This is a genomic window from Mucilaginibacter agri (assembly GCF_009928685.1).
Lineage (GTDB): Bacteria > Bacteroidota > Bacteroidia > Sphingobacteriales > Sphingobacteriaceae > Mucilaginibacter > Mucilaginibacter agri.
Window position 1 is genome coordinate 561,785 of the sequence record NZ_WWEO01000041.1, and the last position, 21,878, is coordinate 583,662.

The following is a 21,878-nucleotide window of genomic DNA, read 5'->3' on the forward strand; positions in this document are numbered from 1 at the left end:
TCAATACGCTTCTCATGCTCAATAAACGAATACTTACTATTTGCTGTTTATGTTTAACGGCTGCATTTTTAGGTTTTCGCCTGGTAGGCAATAATAGCTACAATATTATTTTTATTGGCGATAGTATTACCGAAGCCCGGATGGTTCCGGATGCCAGTACGCAAGGGCCGGCCGCACAGGCCGCCACTTACTTAACAGGCACCGGTAAATTTAAAAGCATCCACTTTAATAACCAGGGGCGCAGCGGTTTTACCACTTTAGACTTTTTGCCGACAGAAAATAATGCTTACCCGAAAGTTGTTAAAGCAGCCGATGAGTTTTATAGAGATCAGTCGGCTACGTTAGTATTTAGCATAATGCTGGGCACTAATGATAGTGCCGTAAAAGGTACGCACGGCGCACCGGTATCGCCCGAAAACTACAAGGCCAACCTTAAGAGCATTGCCGATAGCTTGCTTAGTCGTTACGCTAATTGTAAGATTATTATTAACGAGCCTTTGTGGTATAGCGACAGCACCCAAAATGGCGCAGTTTATTTGATAGAAGGCCGAAACCGTTTGTTAAGCTATGTACCGCAGATTAAAGCGCTGGTAAAAGAATATAAAAGCCTACTTCCCGGTCAGGTTTTTTTAGGGGACGAAAAAGCATACGCCTATTTCAGCAAGAACTACCTTACGGATATGCATGCCGAACACGGGCCTATCGGAACCTTCTATCTGCATCCAAATCAAAAAGGTTCGGCGGCGTTGGGCGAGTTTTGGGGTAAAGCTATTGCTAAGGTGTTGAATTAAGTAATTACTTTATACCTTTTTCCAGCTTCGCATTTTGCCCGGCCTGAATGAGCCACACGCCATCTCGCTTCGTCAGCACGATCATTCGTCTGAACTCAAAAGTTTCACCCGGATAGCGGGTATCATCTGTTAAGCCGGTCCGTACGTGTGCTACGGCAACATCTGGTTTTAAATATTGTATATCTTCCACCGCACGGGTGTAATAATGGCTTATCTTAAAATAAGTATTATGCGTTGTTCGGTAATGATCTTCAATATCCTGCCTGCCTATATAATAAGCACCAAACCAATTTACCCAAGTGGCGTCGGTACGGTAGTTCGCAGCCAGAGCTTTGGGGTCATGGTGGTTCCAGGCATCTTCGTAGTTTTTAACTAACTGCCTTATCGCGGTGTTCTCTTTCAGTGTATCTATCTGTTGGGCCGAGGCGGGTTTAAGTGCGAAACTCAAAAGCGACACGGTGATAAATAACAAGGTGTTGATTTTCATGGTATAGTGGCTTTAAATAAATGTAGCCACTATTTATCTCATTATCGATTTGTGTACTGAAAGTGTAACCGTTATTGGTTAGCGTGGTGTAACCTAAAATTATTACGCGTTATGTTTCATCAAATTTTTGGCTCCAAGAAGAGCTAGCAGCGTAACAGTTGATGCCGCCGTTAAATAATAACCCACATAAGGAAGGCCATAGTTGTGGGCTAAAGTAGTTGCCAGGTATGGCGTTAATGATGCCCCTAAAATGCCAGCCAGCGTAAAGGCCAGGGAAGCACCCGTATAACGTACAGCTGCGGGGAAAATACCTGCAAGCGCAGTACCTATAGGGCCATAAGTAAGCCCCATCAGGAACATGCCTACCGATAGGAATATCGCTGTTATAACCAAATTGCCGGTACTAAAAAACGGTGCAAAAATAAGCCCGAATATGATGATGCAAACAGTTGCCGCAATAAGCATTTTGTTGCGGCCGTAGCTGTCGGCCAGTTTAGCCGAAAGTGGGATGCCCAAACCAAAGAATAGCATAGAGATCATCTGAATGATCAGGAAAGTACTTTTGGGAATATGCAGCGCCGAAGTGCCCCAGCTTAGGGTAAACACGGTCATTAAATAAAACAGCAAGAAAGTGGTAATGGTTGCTAGTGTTCCTAAGGTAATAGCAGCCGTATGTTTAACAAAAACATCGGCAAAGGGCACTTTAGAACGCTCGTTATTGTCTATAATTTTCGAGAACTCTGGCGTTTCGGATATTTTTAGCCGAATATATAAACCCAGCCAAACCAGCAGTGCACTGGCAATAAAAGGGATGCGCCAGCCATAACCTATAAAGGCCTCTTCGCTCATACATTTGCTTAGGATAAAGAAACAACCGCTTGATAACAAAAACCCAATTGGTGCCCCTAATTGCGGAAACATGCCGTACCAGGCTTTTTTGTGTGCGGGGGCATTTTCTGTAGCTAATAGTACAGCACCACCCCATTCGCCGCCAAGGCCAAGCCCCTGGCCAAAGCGAAACACTGCTAACAGAATTGGCGCTGCAATACCGATAGCATTATAGCCTGGTAAAAGCCCGATCGCTACAGTTGATGGCCCCATGGTTAATAAGGCAGCAACAAGCGTAGCTTTACGGCCTTTACGGTCGCCGAAGTGACCGAATATTGCTGCACCCAGTGGCCGCGCAAAAAAGGCCAAAGCAAAGGTAGCTAGCGACTCCAGTGTGGCCGAAGTAGGATCAGCCGTTGGGAAAAACAATTTGGGGAATACCAACACCGCAGCGGTGGCATATATGTAAAAATCAAAAAACTCAATGGTGGTGCCGATGAGGCTTGCAGTAAGAATTCTACTAACCGGGTTTCCGGGGGCAGGTTGCTGGTTCATAGCCTCAAACTTATCAAATTTGAGGGAATACGCAAATTGAACCGTTCTACATCTGAGGTAAATTTTTAATAGAGAAAAACAATCACCCGTCCCTTCACGCATTAATTATTTGTTAAATCTCATTTTTTCTGTAACACAACCGGGTAATTGGTAGTCTTGTAGTTTATGAAACTACTGCCCCCGTTTTTCTTAATCTTATTTGTGGTGTTATTTTTCAATTTTGCCAATGCGCAAACCGCTGGCGGCAAAATATCAGGATCGGTTTTAGATGAAGTCAAAAAGCCACTCGACGGTGCAACCGTGATCTTGTTTACCGCCAAAGATTCGGTAGTGACAAGTACCCAATTGGTTAAGCAGGATGGTAGTTTCGCTTTTCAAAACTTAAAAAGCAATACCTATTTCATAAAGGCCACCTTTATGGGTTATAAAAACTACCGGAGCGGCTTGGTGGAAGTCGGACAGCAAAAAGCGGTTAATTTACCTGCTTTTGTTTTATCGCCCGCAGGTAAAACATTGAATGAAGTATCGGTAACCGCACAAAAATCTTTTGTACAACAAAAGGTCGACCGTACGGTGGTTAACGTTGGGGCACTGATATCCAATACCGGCGCCAATGCTTTAGAGGTGCTGGCCAAAAGTCCCGGTGTACAGGTAGATGCCGATGGTAACATTACCTTTAAGGGTAAAAGCGGCGTAATGGTAATGATTGATGATAAGCCAACCTACCTTTCTGCGGCTAACCTGGCAACTTATTTACGCTCATTACCTTCATCTTCTTTAGACCAGATTGAGTTAATGGATAACCCTCCCGCAAAATATGATGCCGCAGGAAATGCGGGTGTAATCAACATCAAAACCAAAAAGAACAGCGTTAAAGGTTTTAATGCAGTGGCGTCGGCTAACATTGCGCAAGGTTTTTATGGCCGTACCAGCGAAAGCCTTAATTTTAATTATCGTGTAGATAAGGTGAACCTGTTTGCAAACCTCTCGTACGATTATCAAAAAACTTTCAGAAGGCTGGAGATCGACCGCAATTATTTTGATGCCAACGGTGTGCAAACCTCATCCCTGGCGGATATTTCTTATTTCAGACCCACAAATCATAATACTAATGTTAAAGTTGGGATGGATTATTACATGTCGCCTAAAACTACCTGGGGCGTGGTATTTACCGGCAACTGGTCGCCAGAGCATGATAGCAGCCCGGTTTTTAGTATGCTTTACGGACAGGACGGCCAATTGGATTCTACCATTAACACCCTCAATACCTCCAAAAGTAAATTTAGCAGCAAAGGCGTAAACTTAAACTATACCCATAAGTACGATAGTACCGGCAGGGTATTTTCATTTGATCTGGACTATATCCGCGATATATCTAATGGCGAGCAGGAGTTTGTTAACAACACTTACTTGCCCGATGGTACGCTAACCAATTCGCAAACAATAACCGATAACCTACCCTCTACCATAAATATTTACTCTGCCAAGGCAGATTATACTCACCCGTTAAGAGGCAAGGCAAAGTTTGAGGCGGGGGTTAAAAGCAGCTACGTAAATACAGATAATGCTGCCAACTATTTTAACCTGGTTGACGGGGTAAGCACTATAGACTATAATAACACCAACCGGTTTTTGTATAAAGAGAACATCAATGCTGCTTACATCAATTTTAACAAAACCTTAGGCCGGTTCGACATACAAACAGGCTTGCGTTTAGAGAATACAAACGGCACAGGGCATCAACTAGGAAACGCGCAAAAGCCGGATTCGTCCTTTGTTAACCATTATACCAATTTGTTTCCAACGGCTTATCTTTCGTATAAACTCGATACAGCTGGTCATAATGTGCTGGTTGCTTCGTACGGTCGCCGTATAGGCAGGCCGAATTATGGAAGCTTAAACCCTTTTACATTTTTTGTAGATAAGTTCACTTATTTCTCGGGTAACCCTTTTCTTAAACCTCAGTTTACTGATAATTATAAACTGGCCTATAATTATAAAAGCCTGTTTACGCTTGCTGTTTCATACAACTTAACAACAGATGTGCAAAATGAAACCATTCATAAGAGTGGTGACGTGTTTATAAGCACAACCGGCAATATAGGGCAACAAAAGACACTGGATTTCTCTGCCAATACCAACCTGCAACCCACCAAATGGTGGACCGTAAATTTGTATGCCGAAGTATATAATAATACTTACGAGGGCGAATTTTATTCCGGCTATCTGCATCAATCTCAATATACCTTCGGGGCCAATGGCAGTAATCAATTTACGCTATCAAAAACCTGGAGTGCCGAGATAAGCGGTTTTTATAATACTGGTGGTACTTATGGGCAGTTTGTTTCTATACCAACCGGCATGCTTAACGCTGCGATCCAGAAAAAGATATTGAATAACAAGGGCTCCATAAGGTTTAACATGCGCGATATATTTCATTCGTTTAGCCCCAGCGGAACTATAACCAATATTGAAGGCGCTACGGCAACCTATCATAACTTTGTGGATACACAGGTGGCCACCCTTACTTTTACTTATAGTTTCGGAAAGCTAACCAACACGCCGTCTAAACGGGATACCGGCGGCGCCGATAGCGAACAAGGCAGAGCGCATTAATGTGATGGCTGCCAATGGGTATGTATAATGAAAGTCTCAATCTTTTGATCGAGACTTTCATTATACACAGGTAGCCTTAGAAAAAGCCAGGGAAGGGGTAAGAAAATGATAGAGTTTGTAAATGAACCCCGCAGGCTTGCTAAGCAAGGCGCTGCGGGGAGGCAACCGCTACGTTACAGCTCTTTTTCAGCGAACATCTTTGCGTCGCGGGTATTCTTTTGCACAGCAATTGCCGAAAACATACTTAGAGAGAAAGCCATTGCGTAGAAGCCTTTTTCGCTTAGCGTAATATGGGCATTCCACAGGCCAATGGTTAATAGTATCATCGATGCAATAGTGGCAAACCAGCTCAGCCCGTAATAAAGTTCGGTAACGGCAAGTCCTTCAGCCCTGTCTCTTACGCTTTTTTGTACAGAGATTACTGCGAACAAGCCAAATAATAAAATGGTGAAATAATAACCTTTTTCGTTCAACTCGATACTGGCATTCCATAGGCCTATGCAATATCCTACGGTTCCCGTTAATAAAGCAAACCAGGATGCGCCGATAAACGCAGCGGTTGGTTTAAATGGGTTTCTAACGTTTTCGACATTTCTTGCAATCGATGAGTTCTCTTCTGTTTTGTGTTGTAGCGGTTCCATATTTATTTTGTTTTAGTGATTAATATGGAAGCTAATGTCGGCTGCAAAATGGAGCAGGTAAAGTCAGATTTATAAAATTACTGACGATATAAATCTGTAATTATTTTACCTTTAGGTACCGTTTGTTTATTTGTATGGATTCACTGTCTGACTTAATTAATTTACTAAATAATGCCGAAAAAAAGCTGTTCAGGCAATCTGTACAACGTAAAAACAAAAGAGACGACGTAAAAAACCTGCATCTGTTTGATTTGATAGAAACTGACGATATAGATGGCTTAAATAAGCTTTACAAATCAGCAAAAAATAAAGATGCTTACCATGCTTTGCGTAAACGGCTACAAGATAATTTGCTGCTGTTTTTATCGCAGAGAATCTTTGAGAATGGTCATTCCGATAGTTATGATGCACTGCGCCTGCTCGTAGTGGGGCGCTTTTTGTTAGAAAATGATGTGGTGAAGGTTGGGTTTAAATGTTTGGATAAAGCTGAGCGGCTGGCCGAACATCTGGAGCAATTTAATTTGTTAAACGAGCTATTACTTTTGAAGATACAGTATGCCCATTTAAAGGGCGCAGAAAACTTTGAAGCTTTAACCGCACGTTTCCTGCAGAACCAATTGGATATGCAACGCGAAGCCAAACTCAATATAGCTTATGCTTTTTTGAGGCAGGAGTTGCAGGAAATACATCTAAAAGGAAAGGTTGTTAATTTGACTGCCTTAATGCTTACAACAATTCGGAAATACAAAATCTCCGAAAAGGATTTGATGACCTATAAATCCATTTATCAAATTCTTTTCATTGCGAATGAATATGCGGCGATACAGCAGAATTACGAATTGATAGAGCGTTACATCAACCGAACCAATCAATTTATAGAGGGGCGGTCATATAAAAAGGAATCTCATCTTTTTTACCATATATCTATCTTGTATTTCTTAGCGAATTTTCATCTAAGGCGAAAGGATTTCGGTCGGAGCGGGTCTTACCTTGCGGAAATGATGGATTTAATGGTGGCGGATAATCGCTATCATACATTATTTTATTTACGCCACCAGTTACTTTCTGCACTCAATTTATTCTTTACGGACTTTGCTGAAGACGCGATTGCGCTTTTGCAGCAATCATTATCAGGTGCAAAGCATGCCTCTAAACCAGAAGATATCGAAGATTTACGCATATGCCTTACCATGTTTTTAGCCCTGTGTAATGATCGCGGAAGTTTGAAGCAACTTACATTATTGACGCGTACCGATGCGTGGTACGAAAAAAAAATGGGCATGTTATGGACTATTAGAAAAAATCTGATGGAAATTTTGGTTCAGGCGCAGTTTTCCAACATTGAGCTTGCCATGTCTCGGTTAAACAGCTTCCGAAGGCGATATAAGAAGTATCTGTTGAAAACATCGGAAGAGCGAGTGCTGGTATATCTGAGGCTGGTTGAAAAATACCTGCAAAAGCCCGACGTGGTTTTTGAGTCAATATACCAGAAATCAGTTTTAAATCAGCTTGATAAGAAAGAAAACGACGATATCTTTACTTTGAGTTTCATTGCCTGGTTGATAGCTCGTTGGGAGAAAAAAACAGCGTGTAAAGTTGTTTTATCACTCGTTCAGCATCGGTAGTAGGTTTGCCTGTCTGAATGCATATCTTTGATTTCAGAGGCCAGCCAATGCGAAAAAAGTCTAATAGAATCCCTATAAATAGCTTCGGCAACGAACCTGGAGAGCGCATTACTATCGACAGGGTTTCTTTTAAATCTTTGCCGCCTTTAGGAGAATGGGAACAACCCGAACGGCATGACCGGCATTCCTTCTTTTTATTGGAAAAAGGCAGCGTTAGTATGGAAATTGATTTCCAGGTATATGACATCCAAGCTCCGGCGCTCATCTATATGCACCCTGATCAGGTACACCGGATCATTGGATATCAAGAAGTAACGGTCTGTGCCTGGGCTTTAGATTATGATTATCTAAATAATGATCTTTTAAAGCAGCTTGAAGATATTTCTCCCGCCAGCCCAAGCCCACTTAACGACGACCAGTTTATTTTGATTTCGGACACCACCTCTTTATTAATGAAATTCTGGCAAAGGAAAAATGTTCCGTTATATCATTTATTATTAAGGGAACAAGGAAACGCGCTTATTGCCCTTGTGGTCTCTTTTTTTCTCGAAAAAATAGGTCCTAATGAACATCAGAGCAGGCAGGAACAAATAACCAGGAGCTTTCGGCAACAACTCGCGCTAAGTTTTGCCGAGAAGAAACGCCCTGCGGATTATGCGGAAGCGCTGCATATCTCTATGCCCTATCTCAACGAATGCGTTAAAAATACAACCGGGCAACCTGTCTCGAGGCACATTCAGGAACGCGTAATTTTGGAAGCCAAGCGGCAGCTTTATCATTCCGGCCAATCGTTGAAAGAGATAGCTATAGCTTTGGGGTACGATGATTACCCTTACTTTTCGAGGTTGTTTACAAAGATTACGGGTATGTCGCCTATAGCCTTCAGGCAGCAAAACCTCGATTAGTCCAAGTCTTTCCTGGTTTATGCCTATTTCGCTGCATCCCTTTACTGTTCCTTTGCATCAACAAGAAGGTATTTAAAATGGCGAAGCATTATAAAAGAGTACTAATTTCCGGCGCAAGCTTTGCCGGGCTTTCTACAGCTTACTGGATGAACCGGTTCGGGTATCAGGTAACTGTCGTAGAAATTGCGACGGGTTTAAAAAAGGGTGGCACTCCCGTTAATATACTGGGCAAAACCATCGACATAGTGCATAACATGGGGCTGTTTGAGCAAATCTATGCTAATAGGCTTCGGATGGAAAGAGTAGAGTTCAAAAATGCGGACGATATTACCCAACTAACAGATCATCACGAGCACCATGAACAGGAAGAATATGAGGTGGAAAGAGATTTCTTACTACAGTTGATGCACGGGTTGGTGAGGGACAAGGTTGAATTTATCTATGGCGAAACCATCATCGGGTTAAATGAAGATGACGAGCAAATGCATGTCACATTTAAAAATAGCGAGCCCCGGTCGTTCGACCTGGTATTCGGATGCGATGGGATCCATTCCGTAGTACGCAACTTATGGTTTGGTGAAGAAAAAGAGTTCTCCCTTTTTCTTCAGGCTTATTTCTCCATCACTATTGTTGATAAACTGCTGATTCCGGAAAATACTACCCAACTGTATAGCGAGGTGGGCAAAACGGTGATGCTGAATGCCTATAACGGAAAAACTGATATCTGCTTCGCCTATTTTTCGCAAAAAGAAGTGCAGTATGATTACCGCAACGAAACGCAGATGCGCAATATGATCGCCGAGCAATATAAAAATTCGGGTTGGCGCTGCCGCGAATTGCTGAAAGAAATCAGGCAATCCGAATCTTTTTATTTCGACAAACTTTGCCAGATGAAAATGCCCTCATGGACAAAAGGCAGGGTAGCGCTGGTTGGCGATGCCGGCTATTGCCCGTCGCCTGCTGCGGGCAGGGGCGGATCACTGGCCATCGACGGTGCAGCTGCACTGGCCGACTCTTTTGGGAAACATAACGGAAATTTTGAACTTGCTTTTCAGGAGTACAATACAAGTCTTCGCCCGTTTATTGAGCAGGTGCAATCTGAAGTAGTAGATTTTGGCCTAGATATACTGATCCCTAAAACGGAAGAGGCGATTATTAAACGGAACCGACAAGGATTCAGTTTTTAATATTATTGAACATATCAGCGTCACGGCAATACTAATTTGCAGAATAGTACAAACGCAAAAAAGCCTCAGATTTTCATCTAAGGCTTTTTTTCTGGGTAGCGGGAACAAGGCTAAGTTCGAATACCTTAGCTTTATTTTCTAAATCGATTACAGGCTAATTATATTTTATCTGCCAATAATTTTCCTGGTTACGAAGTTTTCAAAAAAAGAGCTCCTATATGAACCACCAATTGGTATTTCATATTTCCTTATCAGCACCGTATTGTTATCGAATGAATCAATCTCCTTTACATTGATCAAATACGATTTTCCAATCCTTGCAAAAATATCTTGTGGCAACTGTTCGTAAATAGTCTTGATGTTCATTGCTGTCATAATTCGTTGATCTTCTGTTTGCATTACTACATAATCTTTCAGCCCTTCAATAAAAAGGATATCCTTAAAATATATTTTAACAAACTTTCTTTCCGATTTTACAAAGAAATAATCATCCCCCTTATTTTGAACTTCGGTTTTAGCAACCTCGCCCTGTAATAATTTATGATAGACAAAAGCTTTATTAACTGCTTTTTTAAAGCGTTCTTCTTTTACCGGTTTTACCAGGTAATCAATTGCATCGAGTTCAAATCCTTCTAGTGCATATTCTGGGTAAGCAGTTGTAAATATCACAAGGGTTTTCTCTGGTATTGTTTTGGCAAATTCAATTCCATTCATCCCCGGCATTTCTATATCCAAAAAGATAAGATCAATACCTGATTCCTCTATATATTTTGAAGCGGTTAACGCACTATTGAATGTTTCTGCCACCTCTAAATTGGGTGTTTTCATGGCTAAAAGCTGTATTGCTTCTCTCGCTAAGGGCTCGTCATCAACAATAATTGCTTTCATATTTTTATCGTTAAATGCACATTAAAGGTTTCGGTGTTATCCATGATCCGTAGTTGGTGCCTGCCCGGATAGAGTAATTCTAACCTTCGCTTTACGTTTGCCAATCCTAAGCCACCGCTGCCATTACGTTTAGCCTTTATCCTTGGTTTAGAATTAATACAATGGAAATTTAGCTCTTTGGCTACAACCGCAAAGAATATATATACAAATGAACGTTCCTCAGCATCAATATTGTGCTTAACCGCATTTTCAACAAAAGTTATGAATAGCAATGGTGCAATCTCGATGCCCTTCAATGGGCCTTCCTGTGTAATAGTAAAATCAAAGTTATCCCGCCGTATTTTTTCCAGGTTTAAAAAATCTTCTAAAAAGTGAATTTCCGAACTTAAAAAGATTTTACCGCGGGCACTGTCGTACAATTGGTATCGTAAAAGATCGCTTAATTTCATTAATACCTGAGATGCTTTTTCGGGATCTTTATGGATTAATACATTAGCATTATTTAAGGTATTAAATAGAAAATGGGGGTTAATCTGTTTTTTTAGGTTCTCCAATTCCGATTGTATTGTTGCTGTTTCCAATTCATTGATCCGTTGAGAGTCCGTTATCCAACGTTGGAAGAGTTTTACCGCCGCCGAGGCGCCCATCAATACCGCAAATATTAAATAGAATGCTACCCAGTTCTGCTCTTTAATTGGATAAGTTTGCCCGAAATAATTAATAATAAAAAGCCGCGAATAATAGCCTACTACGTGGGCCAGGGTAAATAAACCCACACTCCATAAAAAATAGCCAAAGTAGTTATCCTTGAAAAGTAATTTTGGCACCAGCCAATACATATTAAGATATAATAAAGAAAGCACAATTAACAATATGCTGATCTTTACATATATATCTGCAGGACCAATAAAATCCATTTTGCCATTGTAAAAAGCAATACCCAACACAATGATTAAGAGTAAATGCCGCAACACCTTGTACCGCGGTTCTACAATTAATCTCAGGATAATATCATTGTTAAAAGTTTTTACCCTATTTATCGACCCCATATTATCTACGTTAAACAATTTTGAAGTTAGATAATCCTGCTTGTCTGTATTATCCTATTATACCAAATCCTTTATTTTTTATACCAAATAAAAATACAAGGCGCGGTTGCTCAATGAAAATTAAAAAGAATCAGACGAAAATGAGATTTCGCAAATTATAGTTCTATACCATATAATATCATTGGTATAATAAATAAAGTGTTTGGTATAATATGAAAAATTGGCATAGCTACTACGTATAGGTTTGCGTCAAATTTGAACACCCATGCCCAAACCCCTTTTATTTTTTGTTCCGCTTTTATTGCTTACAGTTGTTGCCTTCGGCCAAAAAAGAGTAACCATCAGCGGTACGATTAAAGACGCCTCCACAGGTGAAACCCTTATTGGCGCAACAGTACGTATTAAAGAGCTGCCACAAAGTGGTACATCCAGCAACAATTTCGGATTCTATTCGCTTTCGGCCCCCGAGGGCGATTATACACTTATCTATTCTTACATCGGGTATGAATCTCATATTAAACAAGTATCGTTACATAAAGCACAGGCATCAGACATCAAACTGGAGGCTAAAAGCACTTTAAGTGAAGTGGTAATCAGTTCTAATCGTCCCAATAATGATCAGATCGTTTCGCCCCAGATGGGTGTAGAAAAACTAAACATGTCGCAGATTAACAAAGTGCCGGTTGTGTTGGGCGAAAAAGATATTCTGAAAACCATTGCATTAATGCCCGGCGTAAAATCAGCAGGCGAAGGCAATACAGGCTTCTACGTGCGTGGTGGTTCTTCCGACCAGAACCTCATATTACTGGATGGTGCTCCTGTATATAATGCGTCGCACTTGTTCGGTATCTTCTCCACTTTCAACTCCGATGCCATTAAAGGTGTGGATATATACAAAGGAGGCATGCCGGCAGAATACGGCGGCAGGCTTTCATCTGTGCTGGATGTAAACATGAACGACGGTAACAGTAAAAACTTTACGGTACAGGGCGGGTTGGGACTAATTGCCTCACGGTTAAAAGTGGAAGGGCCGATTGACAGCGGCAAAGGGTCATATATGGTTAGTGCCAGAAGAACCTATGTTGATGTGTTTACCAAACTTTCAAAAGATTCGTCCATCAAAGGTAGCTCGTTGTATTTCTACGATGTGAACGCCAAACTCAATTATCATTTCAACCAAAATAACGCCATTTTCCTTTCGGGATATTTTGGGAAGGATGTTATCGGGCTGGACAATATCTTCGGCACCAATTGGGGGAACAAAACCGGTACCATCAGGTTCAATCACATTTTTAGCCCTAAGCTGTTTTCAAACACTTCGTTGATTTATAGTAACTACAATTATGTGATTCAAAGTTTTGAGAGCAATAACAGTTTCGAAGCTACTTCTAAAATAAACGACCTGAATTTTAAACAAGATTTTCAGTATGCCGCCAGCGATAATCACCGGATAAAGTTTGGTATCAACGTGATCCATCATGCTATTGCGCCTGGCAATATATCATCGTCAACAAATACGGTTAACGATATTAACGTAGAGCAACGTTATGGGCTTGAGAGCGCTGCTTATGTAAGCGACGAATGGAAAGCGAGTAATAAGTTAAGCATACTTTATGGTATCAGGTTTAGCGATTTCTCTTTATTCGGTCCGGGGTCATTCAGTACCTATGATGCGTTAGGAAATGTGAACACGACTAAAACTTACGGATCTGGTAGTGTTGTAAAAAATTACTTTAATCCTGAGCCGAGGTTCTCTGCCAATTATCAGCTGGATAGTGTAAGCTCGCTTAAATTCTCTTATAGCCGAAATACACAGAATATACACCTGCTTACCAACTCTACCACAAGTTCGCCTACCGATCTGTATGTAATGAGCAGCAATAATATTAAACCCGAAATCGCAGATCAGGTTTCTACCGGCTGGTTCAGAAATTTTGATAATAACCTTTTCGAATTCTCGGCAGAGGTGTATTATAAATGGATGCAAAACCAGATCAATTATAAAGACGGTGCACAGCTGATTGCTAACCAGAATGTAGAATCGCAATTAGTTTATGGTTCCGGCAGGGCTTACGGACTGGAGTTATTTCTGAAGAAAAAATATGGCAAGTTTAACGGCTGGGTTGGCTATACCCTATCAAAAACAGAAGATAAGTTTGCTGCTATAAATAATGGCAATTATTTCGCGGCACCGCAAGATCGTCGGAATGATCTTTCATTAGTTGGTATTTACCAACTCACTAAACGCTGGTCGTTTTCGGGCTCCTTTGTTTACAGCACTGGCCAGGCAGTTACTTATCCAACAGGTAAATACGAGGTCGGTGGATTAACCACATTCTCCTACTCGGCTCGCAATGCATCGCGCGAACCAGCCATTAATCGTTTGGATATTGGCGCTACACTGGAAGGCAAGCAACATAAAAAATATCACTCCAGCTGGACGTTTAGCATTTACAACCTATACGGCAGCCGCGAACCGTATTCTATCACCTTCAGGGATAGTAAAACCATGCCTAATACCACAGAAGCTGTAGAAACCAGCATTTTCGCAACACCAATACCATCAGTAACCTGGAACTTCAAATTTTAACTCAGATGAAACACATTAAATTTTATACACTGATCGCTTGTTTACTGCTGTTCGTTTCGTCATGCACAAAGGTTGTTGATCTAAAACTAAATGATGAAAGCGGTAAACTGGTTATCGAAGGTAATATTACCAATGGCACAGACTCGCAGGTGTTTAAATTAAGCACTAATGTGCCATTCACCAGTACCAACACTTATCCTACCGTAACCGGTGCAACAGTAACTGTAACCGATCAATCAGGCAATAGCTATCCGTTTACAGAAGGGCCGTCGGGCACTTATACTAATAATCAGTTAACCGGGGTGCCGGGCAATACTTATACTATGACAGTGCTTATTAAAGGTACTACCTACACGGCTGTTTCAACCATGCCGCAGGTTGTTAGTTTAGATTCTCTAAGCTCACAAAATGAGCCGGCAAGCAGCGGCAGTAACCCCAAAAAGCAAATTACTGTTTACTATCATGATCCTGCCAGGATTGCTAATCAGTACCGTTTTGTTGAGTATGTAAACGGCGTGCAGGTGAAAGATGTTTTTGTAGCCGATGACCAGTTTAATAACGGGCTAGCCACCAACATGGTTCTTCGCGGCGGAGATGGTGACAGCGGCGCTATACACGTGGGCGATACGGTGACTGTGGAAATGCAATGCATAGATGATCCTATTTATCTGTACTGGCTTACCTTATCGCAGCAATCACAGGTTGGGCCGGGTGGCAGCGTTACACCATCCGATCCGCCGACAAATATTATACCTGTTTCTTTAGGATACTTTAGTGCTCATTCCACACAAAGCAAAAGTATTATTGCCAAGTAGTGTTGAGTTACGGACTAAATATTCACAAAAACCGCCGAAAGCAAATTTACCAATTGAAATGCTCGCTATCCGGATAGCATCATTAGTTATTCAAAGTTTTATTCAAAGTTTAGTGGGATTTCAGAAAGATTAAAATGTACTATTTTCATACTTGCGATAATCCCTATTACCTACCGGATGGTACTCGAAACGAAAGAAGGCTTTATTGCTCGGAAACGTAGTGCGAAATTTAGCTAAACGCAAAAAAGCCTCAGATTTTCATCTAAGGCTTTTCTTTTCTGGGTAGCGGGAACAGGACTCGAACCTATGACCTTCGGGTTATGAGCCCGACGAGCTACCAACTGCTCCATCCCGCGCTATATTGGACTGCAAAGGTAGAATAAGTTTCTGCTTAAGCAGCAGAAACCTGTGTTTATTTTGTGTCATTAATGATGTAGCTTGTTACTCGACTGATAACTAACCGAATAATCTTTGCTGTCGTCCGTTTCTTCACGGCCGGTTTTGGTATTTAGCTTCAGTGGCTTTTGCATAAGCAAGGTATCTTGTAGTTTAAACTTCAGGTTCAGGGTGTCTTGCATACCTTCTTGCATAAAGCTCCATTGGGCAGCGATGATGTCGCCTGTCTTCGTGCCTTTTAAGGTACCCTTACGGCTGTCTTTTTGATAAGGTAGCCAGTTCATTTGGCCGGTTACTTCGCTGCCTTTTATCACCAGTTCAATACTGGTACTGTCTTTATTGTTTTTGCCTTCTGTGCGCAGAAAGCATAGAGACGAAGTAGTGGGCGTATCATTAGTTTTTTCGGTAGTTGCAGATTTGGCCAGGGTGTCGCCGGCAACCACTGTATCAGTAGCCGATTGTTTATTATCGGGCGATGAGCATGATATAATGGATAACGATGCGATGCAAAATAATGCGATGTATTTCATGCCTAAAAAGACAGTTACAGGCGCAAAAGGTTTGCAAAGTGCCATTGCATCAACAAAAAAGGCCTCTCAGCTACGCTGAAAGACCTTTCATTCTCCATTAAATTGACACTTATATATTACTCTGCTTTATAATTCGGACTATGAACTTTCATCCAATGATCTACCGAAAAGGGGCCTGAGCCAACTACCCAGAACATAATCAATAGCATGCAAACTATAACGGATAACCACAATTCTGAATTTACAAATGATAGCCCCCGGGTGGCATTCACAAAAAATATTGCTCCTAATAAAATAGGGATCTGTATTACCACGGCAAACCGCGTAACCAATCCCATAATTATTAACGCCCCACCCACAATATGCACAAAGGCCACAATGTGGATAATAACCATAGCTGCAAGGCTCGAAAACCCGAAGCCGTTGTTTTGCAGCAGCCAGTCTTGCTGTACGTTGGTTTGGCTAATGAAAGAAATACCTTTGCCTAAAATTATTATGCCCAGTATTATGCGAACAGCATCCAGCCATTTAGCATGATGCACATCGCCCCAGTGTTCAACTTTTTGAACCATGTTCATAAAAACCTCCTTTTTTAAGATATTATATTGGTTATATGAAGTTACGCAGAATTAAATGCTAAAGTCAAATATTTTAACACTTTTTAAATAGCGTAATTAATTGGCATCAAATTGTTTACAATGATAAATAAGTGGTCGAGATGTTGTCGCAAACGCACCCCTAAATAGTCTTTTATGACAAGGGTTTTAAACCAGGGTTATCCCGAACTTTATAGTAACCAATAGAGAAGAATTATGGATATTATCGGCAACAAATATTTGGTAACCTTCGGCATGGCTAAGGCTACCCTGAATTTCGATAGTGAAACATCGCTAACTTTTAACATCATCGAAAAAGAAGGTCAAAAACAAAATATAACCGAAACCGTAGCCATAAAGCTAACCGAATTACGCCCGCAATTATATCTCGTAACCTGGCAGGAAGAGAATGGCACTACAGTAACCCAGGTGCAGGATTATGAAAATGAAACCGTTTACTCCAACTGGACTGCCAGCTGCGGGTTGTTTACCAACATTAAAGGCACCATTCAAAAAGTATAAGTTTTCAAAAACTCGATATTATTCGGTATTCTTGGGGCTGCGATAACCTTGACAACCTTTTGCAGTTATCAAACAGCTACCGTATAAACCGAATTTAATGAGTACTAACCAACCGACCCCGGGCATTTTAAAAACTAAAAAACATTACGAAATTCTTGATGGATTACGTGGCATTGCCGCCCTGTCTGTAGTTGCTTTCCATTTTATGGAAATGGCCATTGCCGACTATAAGGATAATTTTATGGCGCATGGTTTCCTTGCGGTTGATTTCTTTTTCTGTTTGTCGGGCTTTGTGATTGCTTATGCTTATGACGACAGGATTGGCAAAATGGGAGTTGGAGAGTTTTTTAAATCGAGGATTATCCGCCTGCATCCATTGGTTGTTCTTGGCTCGGTGCTGGGGCTGCTGGCGTTCCTTTTCGATCCATTTGGCGGGCACCCTGAATTGTACAGTGCGGGGAAGATTGTACTGCTTTTCCTGTGTTCTATCTTGATGATCCCCTTCCCGATTGTAACGGAGCGCAGCTTCAATCTGTTTAATTTAAATGCCCCCGCATGGTCGCTGTTTTGGGAATACGTAGCCAATGTTGTTTACGCTCTTGTGCTTTGCAGATTAAACCGCAAATGGCTTGTGGTTTTAGCTGTGATATCGGCAGTGGGTCTTTGCTTTGTTGCCCACCGTTCTGGCTCGGTAATGGGTGGCTGGGGTAAGGATAGTTTTTGGGATGGCTCTGCGCGTATCTCCTATTCATTCTTGGCAGGGATGCTCGTTTACCGTTTTAACTTCATTATTAAAAATAAACTGGGCTTTGTCGGCGTAGGCGCGTTATTGTTCTTAACCTTCGTGATGCCTTTTAATAAAGATTGGAACTGGTTGACCGAGCCGTTGGTAGTGTTATTCTATTTCCCGTTAATAGTGTCATTAGGTGCGGGTGCAACGTTAACCTCCGGCTTTAAAAAATTGTGCAACTTTTCTGGCAATATATCCTACCCCCTGTACATGACGCATTATGCCGTTATATGGATGTGGATGAATTATTACGTTAGCCATAAACCCTCTACAACGCAATTTACATCAATAGTTATTGTGGGGATGATACTCTTAACGGGTTTTGCCTATTTGGTGATGGTGTTTTACGACACCCCGGTAAGGCGTTATCTTAATAATAGAAGGAAGTAACTATATCGCCAGGCCATTAATGTCTGTACTAAGTACTTCACTCATATAGTCGAAAAATGGGCGCATATTTTTGAAACCCTGACTTGCGAAATTTAAAAAGTCTGGACTTAGTACTTGTTCATCTGTAAAGCTCTGTTTCAGCAAAAATTGCTTATATCTTAACAAGTCTATGGCTTCATGATCTGCGGGGAAACCTTTTGGAGTGGTTTTTAATTGTTCGCCTCTTAACATTTGAAACGAAGTAGTGAAAGATTCACTATTCAAAATATTCCGCACGGGCGTTGGATCAAAAGCAATATCATCCCGTATCAACTTTAAGTCTGCCGGATTAGGGCCGAAGAAACCGCCTGCAACAAAAGTATTTCCTTGTTCGATATGGAAGTAGTAGCCGCCGCGACGTTGCTTGCCGGCTCTGCTAAACCTACCGCTCCAGTGAGATTTATATGGTGTTTTATTGGTAGAAAAGCGTGTGTCGCGGTAAATGCGGTATAAGCTCTTTTTACCCGAAGGGGTTTCAATTACATCATGTGTGTTCAGTAAGTTCAATAGGGCTTGGGCAAAACTTTCAATCACAGCTTGCTCTTTTTGAAATATCTCTTTATTGGCAGCAAACCAATCGCGGTTGTTATTTTGTTTTAGCTGGTTCAAAAAGTCGAAGCTCGACGATTTTATTATCGGGATTGTTACTGATGGCGGTTTTAACATAAGTAAGTTTTATCGGCATAAAAATAGCCTTTCGTTAATTGGTTGTGCGTCATGGTTGGGTAAGGAAAGCATCGCGTTTATTTGGGATTGATGACAAACTTCGAGGTAACGAGACTGTTACTGATTGACATAGGAGCCCATTGTTTCGAATAGTTAAATTTGATTTAAAACCACCAAATCCTTATGAGCCAGATTAATAAAGAAGATGTTAAACAAGAAGTGTTTGACCTGTACGATGATTATGCCCATAGCCGTATTACCAGGCGGGGATTTATGGAAAAACTGTCGCTCTATGCAGTGGGCGGTTTAACCGTGCCTGCGTTGATGAGTTTCCTGATGCCGAACTATGAGGATAACATCCAGGTTAAGGCAGATGACCCGCGCTTAAAATCAGAATATATTCATTACGATTCGCCAAATGGCGGTGGCAGCATCAAGGCTTTATTATCTAAGCCCGTAGACGCCAAAGGCAAATTGGGCGGAATTGTGGTTGTACACGAAAACCGCGGCTTAAATCCATATATCGAAGATGTGGCCCGGAGGGCTGCCCTCGCCGGCTTTATAACTATTGCACCGGATGCTTTGACGCCACTTGGCGGATACCCGGGTAATGACGATGCCGGCCGTGAAATGCAAGCCAAACGCGATAAAGGTGAGATGGAACAGGATTTTATTGATGCTTTTAATTACCTCAAAAACAATAAGGACTGCAACGGTAAAGTTGGTGTAGTTGGGTTCTGCTACGGGGGCGGCATAGCTAATATGATGGCCGTTCGATTGCCCGACTTAGCCGCAGCCGTGCCGTTCTACGGCGCCCAGCCTGCTGTTGAAGATGTACCTAAAATTAAAGCACCATTGATGCTACAATATGCCGCCCTGGATACCCGCATTACCGGGGGCTGGCCTGCCTACGAAGCGGCGTTAAAAGCTAACAACAAAAAATATGAGGCTTTTATTTACGAAAACGCCAACCACGGTTTTCATAACGATACCACACCACGTTATGATAAAGCAGCAGCAGAACTGGCCTGGAAACGTACTATTGATTTCTTTAAAGCAAACCTGTCTTAAAAGACTGCTCAATAAAATAAAAGCCCTGGCAGGTTATCCTGCCAGGGCTTTTATTTGCGTTAAATTTATGCTTAGTTCGAAGCTACTTTCTTCATCAGGAAACGTTTCTTAAGCCATTCGCGAACAGGCTCGTCGTACCACTTAAGGCATGCCCAGGCAATAGCAACACTAGCTATCACTAAAACAGCGCCATACCACATGCCCTTTGCAAAAGGTATTTTGTCGTCTATCACCCACGCAGTGTAAGTATAAATTAACGCATAGTGGGTAATATAAATAGGGTAAGATATGTCCCCTAAAAACTTACATGCCTTTTGAGCAAATTTGCCCGTAATGTGGCCACCCGCGCCGATAGCAACAATCAGTGGAAATACCAGGATGATGGCTACCGATTCATAAATGCCGTTCATCCAGAGTGTATGCTCATCGCCGATACGAGGTATAAAGAAAACCACAATCAGCATTAGGCTACATACTGTAAAAGCATTTTTAATATGTATGAGTTTGCCCACGCGGCAAAGCAGTATCCCGGCAAAAAACGGATACATTAAGCGGGTAATCCCAATGTATAGTTGAGTGCCATTAATGCTCCATCCGCCTATAACGTCACCTTGCGGGCCCATTACTAAAAACTGGATAAGCACCAGGGCAAATATGACTACAAATACCGCAAGTACCTTTTTAGAGAAATGGCGGAAAATAAGTGCATATAAAATATTGGCAATGTATTCGAAAAACAACGACCATGCTGGTCCGTTTAAGGGATGCATTTCTTGCCAGCCGCGTATATCCATAGATATAGGCAGCGGTAACATGGTAAAGCCAACCAGCATAACCAGCAGCATCTTCCAAACAGGTGTTTGATCAATCAGCGGGAAAAGCTGACCGCCTTGTGTATAAAAGAAAATAGCGCCAATAATACTGCCCATAATCACCATCGGCTGCAAGCGGATAAGGCGGCGTTTATAAAAATCCCACTGCGTCATTTTCCCCCAGCGGTCGTCGTACGCATAAGCAACCACAAAGCCGGACAGCACAAAGAAGAAATCGACGGCTAAATAGCCATGGTTAATAATCTGTTTGAAACGGTTGCCGGAGTAGGCTTCGAAAACGTGAAATATAACCACCAGTATTGCGGCTACACCACGTAAACCGTCGAGAATTTCGTAATGATTCTTGGTTTCGAGATAAGCAGGAGCTTTAGTCATTTAGTTTAAATTGGTTAAAGGTTGTATCGGTTGCCCTATTTGGAAGGCTGTGTTATAATCGGTTACGCCCGGGTTTATTGGCCCATTGCGTACTTACGACACAAGGATAATTAAAAGTTTTCAATTGTGATACGCCTCAGTCTGATTTCTTTGTGCTTGTATTATTGTGTTGGGTTGCTAAACAAATTCAAGACTTCAATAACTTCGCAACTTGCTGTTATTATGCCTTCGCGAAAAAAGCATTTTGTGCCAACCTTAATCATCTCTTTATGTATACCTCGCCTTTCGGGAATTACTATCCACATCAAAGCCGTCCCTTCCACGGCTACAGGCTTGTCATTTTCCAGAACAACATTCCCGTTCTCATCTTCAAACTCCGGCCAAATTATATAGACGCTGTTACCTTCATCATAGGAAAAATCTGAGCGTATACCCTGAAAGGGCAGCTGTTTCCTGCCGCCATTTTTATGATCTATAAATTTATATTTTACACGGAAGTCAGCTTTGTGTCCGAGTCTTTGTTCGTAAGGTAAGTGCATCAAACAGTAAGATCAGTTTAGAGGTGAAGATAATAATGCGAATCAAGAGTCGAAATATGTTGATAACTTCAGGAGATAAATCGTTGATTGTGAGCGATTTAGCGACGAATATATTTGGTTAAAGCCTTGAAAATCAGTATCTTAAAGAAGATTA

The 21,878-nt window shown here is 41.6% G+C and carries 20 protein-coding genes and 1 tRNA gene; 10 read left to right on the top strand and 11 right to left on the bottom strand.

From position 1 onward, the window contains the following. The first annotated feature begins 14 nt into the window (after window positions 1-14). Complete coding sequence (locus GSY63_RS09845; protein WP_166585611.1) at window positions 15-791, top strand: GDSL-type esterase/lipase family protein; 777 nt, start codon at window positions 15-17, stop codon at window positions 789-791. A gap of 4 nt (window positions 792-795) precedes the next feature. Here the strand turns inward: GSY63_RS09845 and GSY63_RS09850 are convergent, their stop codons facing one another. Next, complete coding sequence (locus GSY63_RS09850) at window positions 796-1,278, bottom strand: SgcJ/EcaC family oxidoreductase (protein WP_166585612.1); 483 nt, start codon at window positions 1,276-1,278, stop codon at window positions 796-798. Window positions 1,279-1,380: 102 nt separating this feature from the next. Next, window positions 1,381-2,661: an MFS transporter gene (locus GSY63_RS09855; protein WP_166585613.1), complete on the bottom strand. Its 1,281-nt coding sequence runs from the start codon at window positions 2,659-2,661 to the stop codon at window positions 1,381-1,383. Window positions 2,662-2,826: 165 nt separating this feature from the next. Here GSY63_RS09855 and GSY63_RS09860 point away from each other — a divergent pair, with 165 nt between their 5' ends. Then, window positions 2,827-5,277: a TonB-dependent receptor domain-containing protein gene (locus GSY63_RS09860; RefSeq protein ID WP_166585614.1), complete on the top strand. Its 2,451-nt coding sequence runs from the start codon at window positions 2,827-2,829 to the stop codon at window positions 5,275-5,277. Window positions 5,278-5,450: 173 nt separating this feature from the next. On the opposite strand, the gene yiaA is transcribed toward GSY63_RS09860, so the two are convergent. Beyond that, on the bottom strand, window positions 5,451-5,918 hold the full coding sequence (gene yiaA, locus GSY63_RS09865) for an inner membrane protein YiaA (protein WP_166585615.1): 468 nt from the start codon (window positions 5,916-5,918) through the stop codon (window positions 5,451-5,453). 251 nt (window positions 5,919-6,169) lie between these two features. On the opposite strand from yiaA, the gene GSY63_RS09870 reads away from it, so the two are divergent. The 3 genes from GSY63_RS09870 (at window position 6,170) to GSY63_RS09880 (ending at window position 9,635) form a co-directional block, all read left to right on the top strand. Then, entirely contained in the window at window positions 6,170-7,543 is a 1,374-nt protein-coding gene (locus GSY63_RS09870; protein WP_243749198.1) for a hypothetical protein, read from the top strand. Window positions 7,544-7,590: 47 nt separating this feature from the next. Further along, the gene (locus GSY63_RS09875) at window positions 7,591-8,448 is read left to right on the top strand and encodes an AraC family transcriptional regulator (protein ID WP_166585617.1); all 858 of its coding nucleotides are present in this window, start codon (window positions 7,591-7,593) and stop codon (window positions 8,446-8,448) included. A gap of 77 nt (window positions 8,449-8,525) precedes the next feature. Next, window positions 8,526-9,635, top strand: a complete 1,110-nt coding sequence (locus GSY63_RS09880) for an FAD-dependent monooxygenase (protein ID WP_166585618.1) — start codon at window positions 8,526-8,528, stop codon at window positions 9,633-9,635. A gap of 165 nt (window positions 9,636-9,800) precedes the next feature. On the opposite strand, the gene GSY63_RS09885 is transcribed toward GSY63_RS09880, so the two are convergent. Together GSY63_RS09885 and GSY63_RS09890 are read right to left on the bottom strand one after the other, a co-directional pair. Continuing rightward, window positions 9,801-10,523: a LytR/AlgR family response regulator transcription factor gene (locus GSY63_RS09885; RefSeq protein ID WP_166585619.1), complete on the bottom strand. Its 723-nt coding sequence runs from the start codon at window positions 10,521-10,523 to the stop codon at window positions 9,801-9,803. After that, window positions 10,520-11,572, bottom strand: coding sequence for a sensor histidine kinase (locus GSY63_RS09890; RefSeq protein ID WP_166585620.1), 1,053 nt, complete (start codon window positions 11,570-11,572; stop codon window positions 10,520-10,522). The genes GSY63_RS09885 and GSY63_RS09890 overlap by 4 nt, the downstream gene beginning before the upstream one ends. A 265-nt stretch (window positions 11,573-11,837) precedes the next feature. Here GSY63_RS09890 and GSY63_RS09895 point away from each other — a divergent pair, with 265 nt between their 5' ends. Both GSY63_RS09895 and GSY63_RS09900 read left to right on the top strand, forming a co-directional pair. After that, on the top strand, window positions 11,838-14,162 hold the full coding sequence (locus GSY63_RS09895) for a TonB-dependent receptor (RefSeq protein WP_166585621.1): 2,325 nt from the start codon (window positions 11,838-11,840) through the stop codon (window positions 14,160-14,162). A 5-nt stretch (window positions 14,163-14,167) separates the two neighbouring features. Beyond that, window positions 14,168-14,977 (top strand): DUF4249 domain-containing protein, encoded by an 810-nt coding sequence (locus tag GSY63_RS09900; RefSeq protein ID WP_166585622.1) that lies wholly within the window; start codon window positions 14,168-14,170, stop codon window positions 14,975-14,977. 283 nt (window positions 14,978-15,260) lie between these two features. Here the strand turns inward: GSY63_RS09900 and GSY63_RS09905 are convergent. From GSY63_RS09905 to GSY63_RS09915, 3 genes are all read right to left on the bottom strand, one after another. Continuing rightward, window positions 15,261-15,333, bottom strand: a tRNA-Met gene (locus tag GSY63_RS09905). 69 nt (window positions 15,334-15,402) lie between these two features. Then, window positions 15,403-15,903, bottom strand: a complete 501-nt coding sequence (locus GSY63_RS09910; protein WP_166585623.1) for a hypothetical protein — start codon at window positions 15,901-15,903, stop codon at window positions 15,403-15,405. 116 nt (window positions 15,904-16,019) lie between these two features. Next, on the bottom strand, window positions 16,020-16,481 hold the full coding sequence (locus GSY63_RS09915; RefSeq protein WP_166585624.1) for a DoxX family protein: 462 nt from the start codon (window positions 16,479-16,481) through the stop codon (window positions 16,020-16,022). Between the two features lie 234 nt (window positions 16,482-16,715). Between GSY63_RS09915 and GSY63_RS09920 the strand changes: the two genes are divergently transcribed. Both GSY63_RS09920 and GSY63_RS09925 read left to right on the top strand, forming a co-directional pair. Beyond that, complete coding sequence (locus GSY63_RS09920; protein WP_166585625.1) at window positions 16,716-17,021, top strand: MoaF-related domain-containing protein; 306 nt, start codon at window positions 16,716-16,718, stop codon at window positions 17,019-17,021. Between the two features lie 97 nt (window positions 17,022-17,118). Continuing rightward, window positions 17,119-18,201: an acyltransferase family protein gene (locus GSY63_RS09925; protein WP_166585626.1), complete on the top strand. Its 1,083-nt coding sequence runs from the start codon at window positions 17,119-17,121 to the stop codon at window positions 18,199-18,201. Here the strand turns inward: GSY63_RS09925 and GSY63_RS09930 are convergent, their stop codons facing one another. After that, on the bottom strand, window positions 18,202-18,906 hold the full coding sequence (locus GSY63_RS09930; RefSeq protein WP_166585627.1) for a DUF2461 domain-containing protein: 705 nt from the start codon (window positions 18,904-18,906) through the stop codon (window positions 18,202-18,204). Between the two features lie 183 nt (window positions 18,907-19,089). Between GSY63_RS09930 and GSY63_RS09935 the strand changes: the two genes are divergently transcribed. Then, on the top strand, window positions 19,090-19,977 hold the full coding sequence (locus tag GSY63_RS09935) for a dienelactone hydrolase family protein (RefSeq protein ID WP_166585628.1): 888 nt from the start codon (window positions 19,090-19,092) through the stop codon (window positions 19,975-19,977). Between the two features lie 71 nt (window positions 19,978-20,048). Here the strand turns inward: GSY63_RS09935 and GSY63_RS09940 are convergent, their stop codons facing one another. Both GSY63_RS09940 and GSY63_RS09945 read right to left on the bottom strand, forming a co-directional pair. Then, window positions 20,049-21,185 (bottom strand): acyltransferase family protein, encoded by a 1,137-nt coding sequence (locus GSY63_RS09940; RefSeq protein ID WP_166585629.1) that lies wholly within the window; start codon window positions 21,183-21,185, stop codon window positions 20,049-20,051. Between the two features lie 161 nt (window positions 21,186-21,346). Then, window positions 21,347-21,727, bottom strand: coding sequence for a hypothetical protein (locus GSY63_RS09945; RefSeq protein WP_208094505.1), 381 nt, complete (start codon window positions 21,725-21,727; stop codon window positions 21,347-21,349). Between the last annotated feature and the right edge of the window lie 151 nt (window positions 21,728-21,878).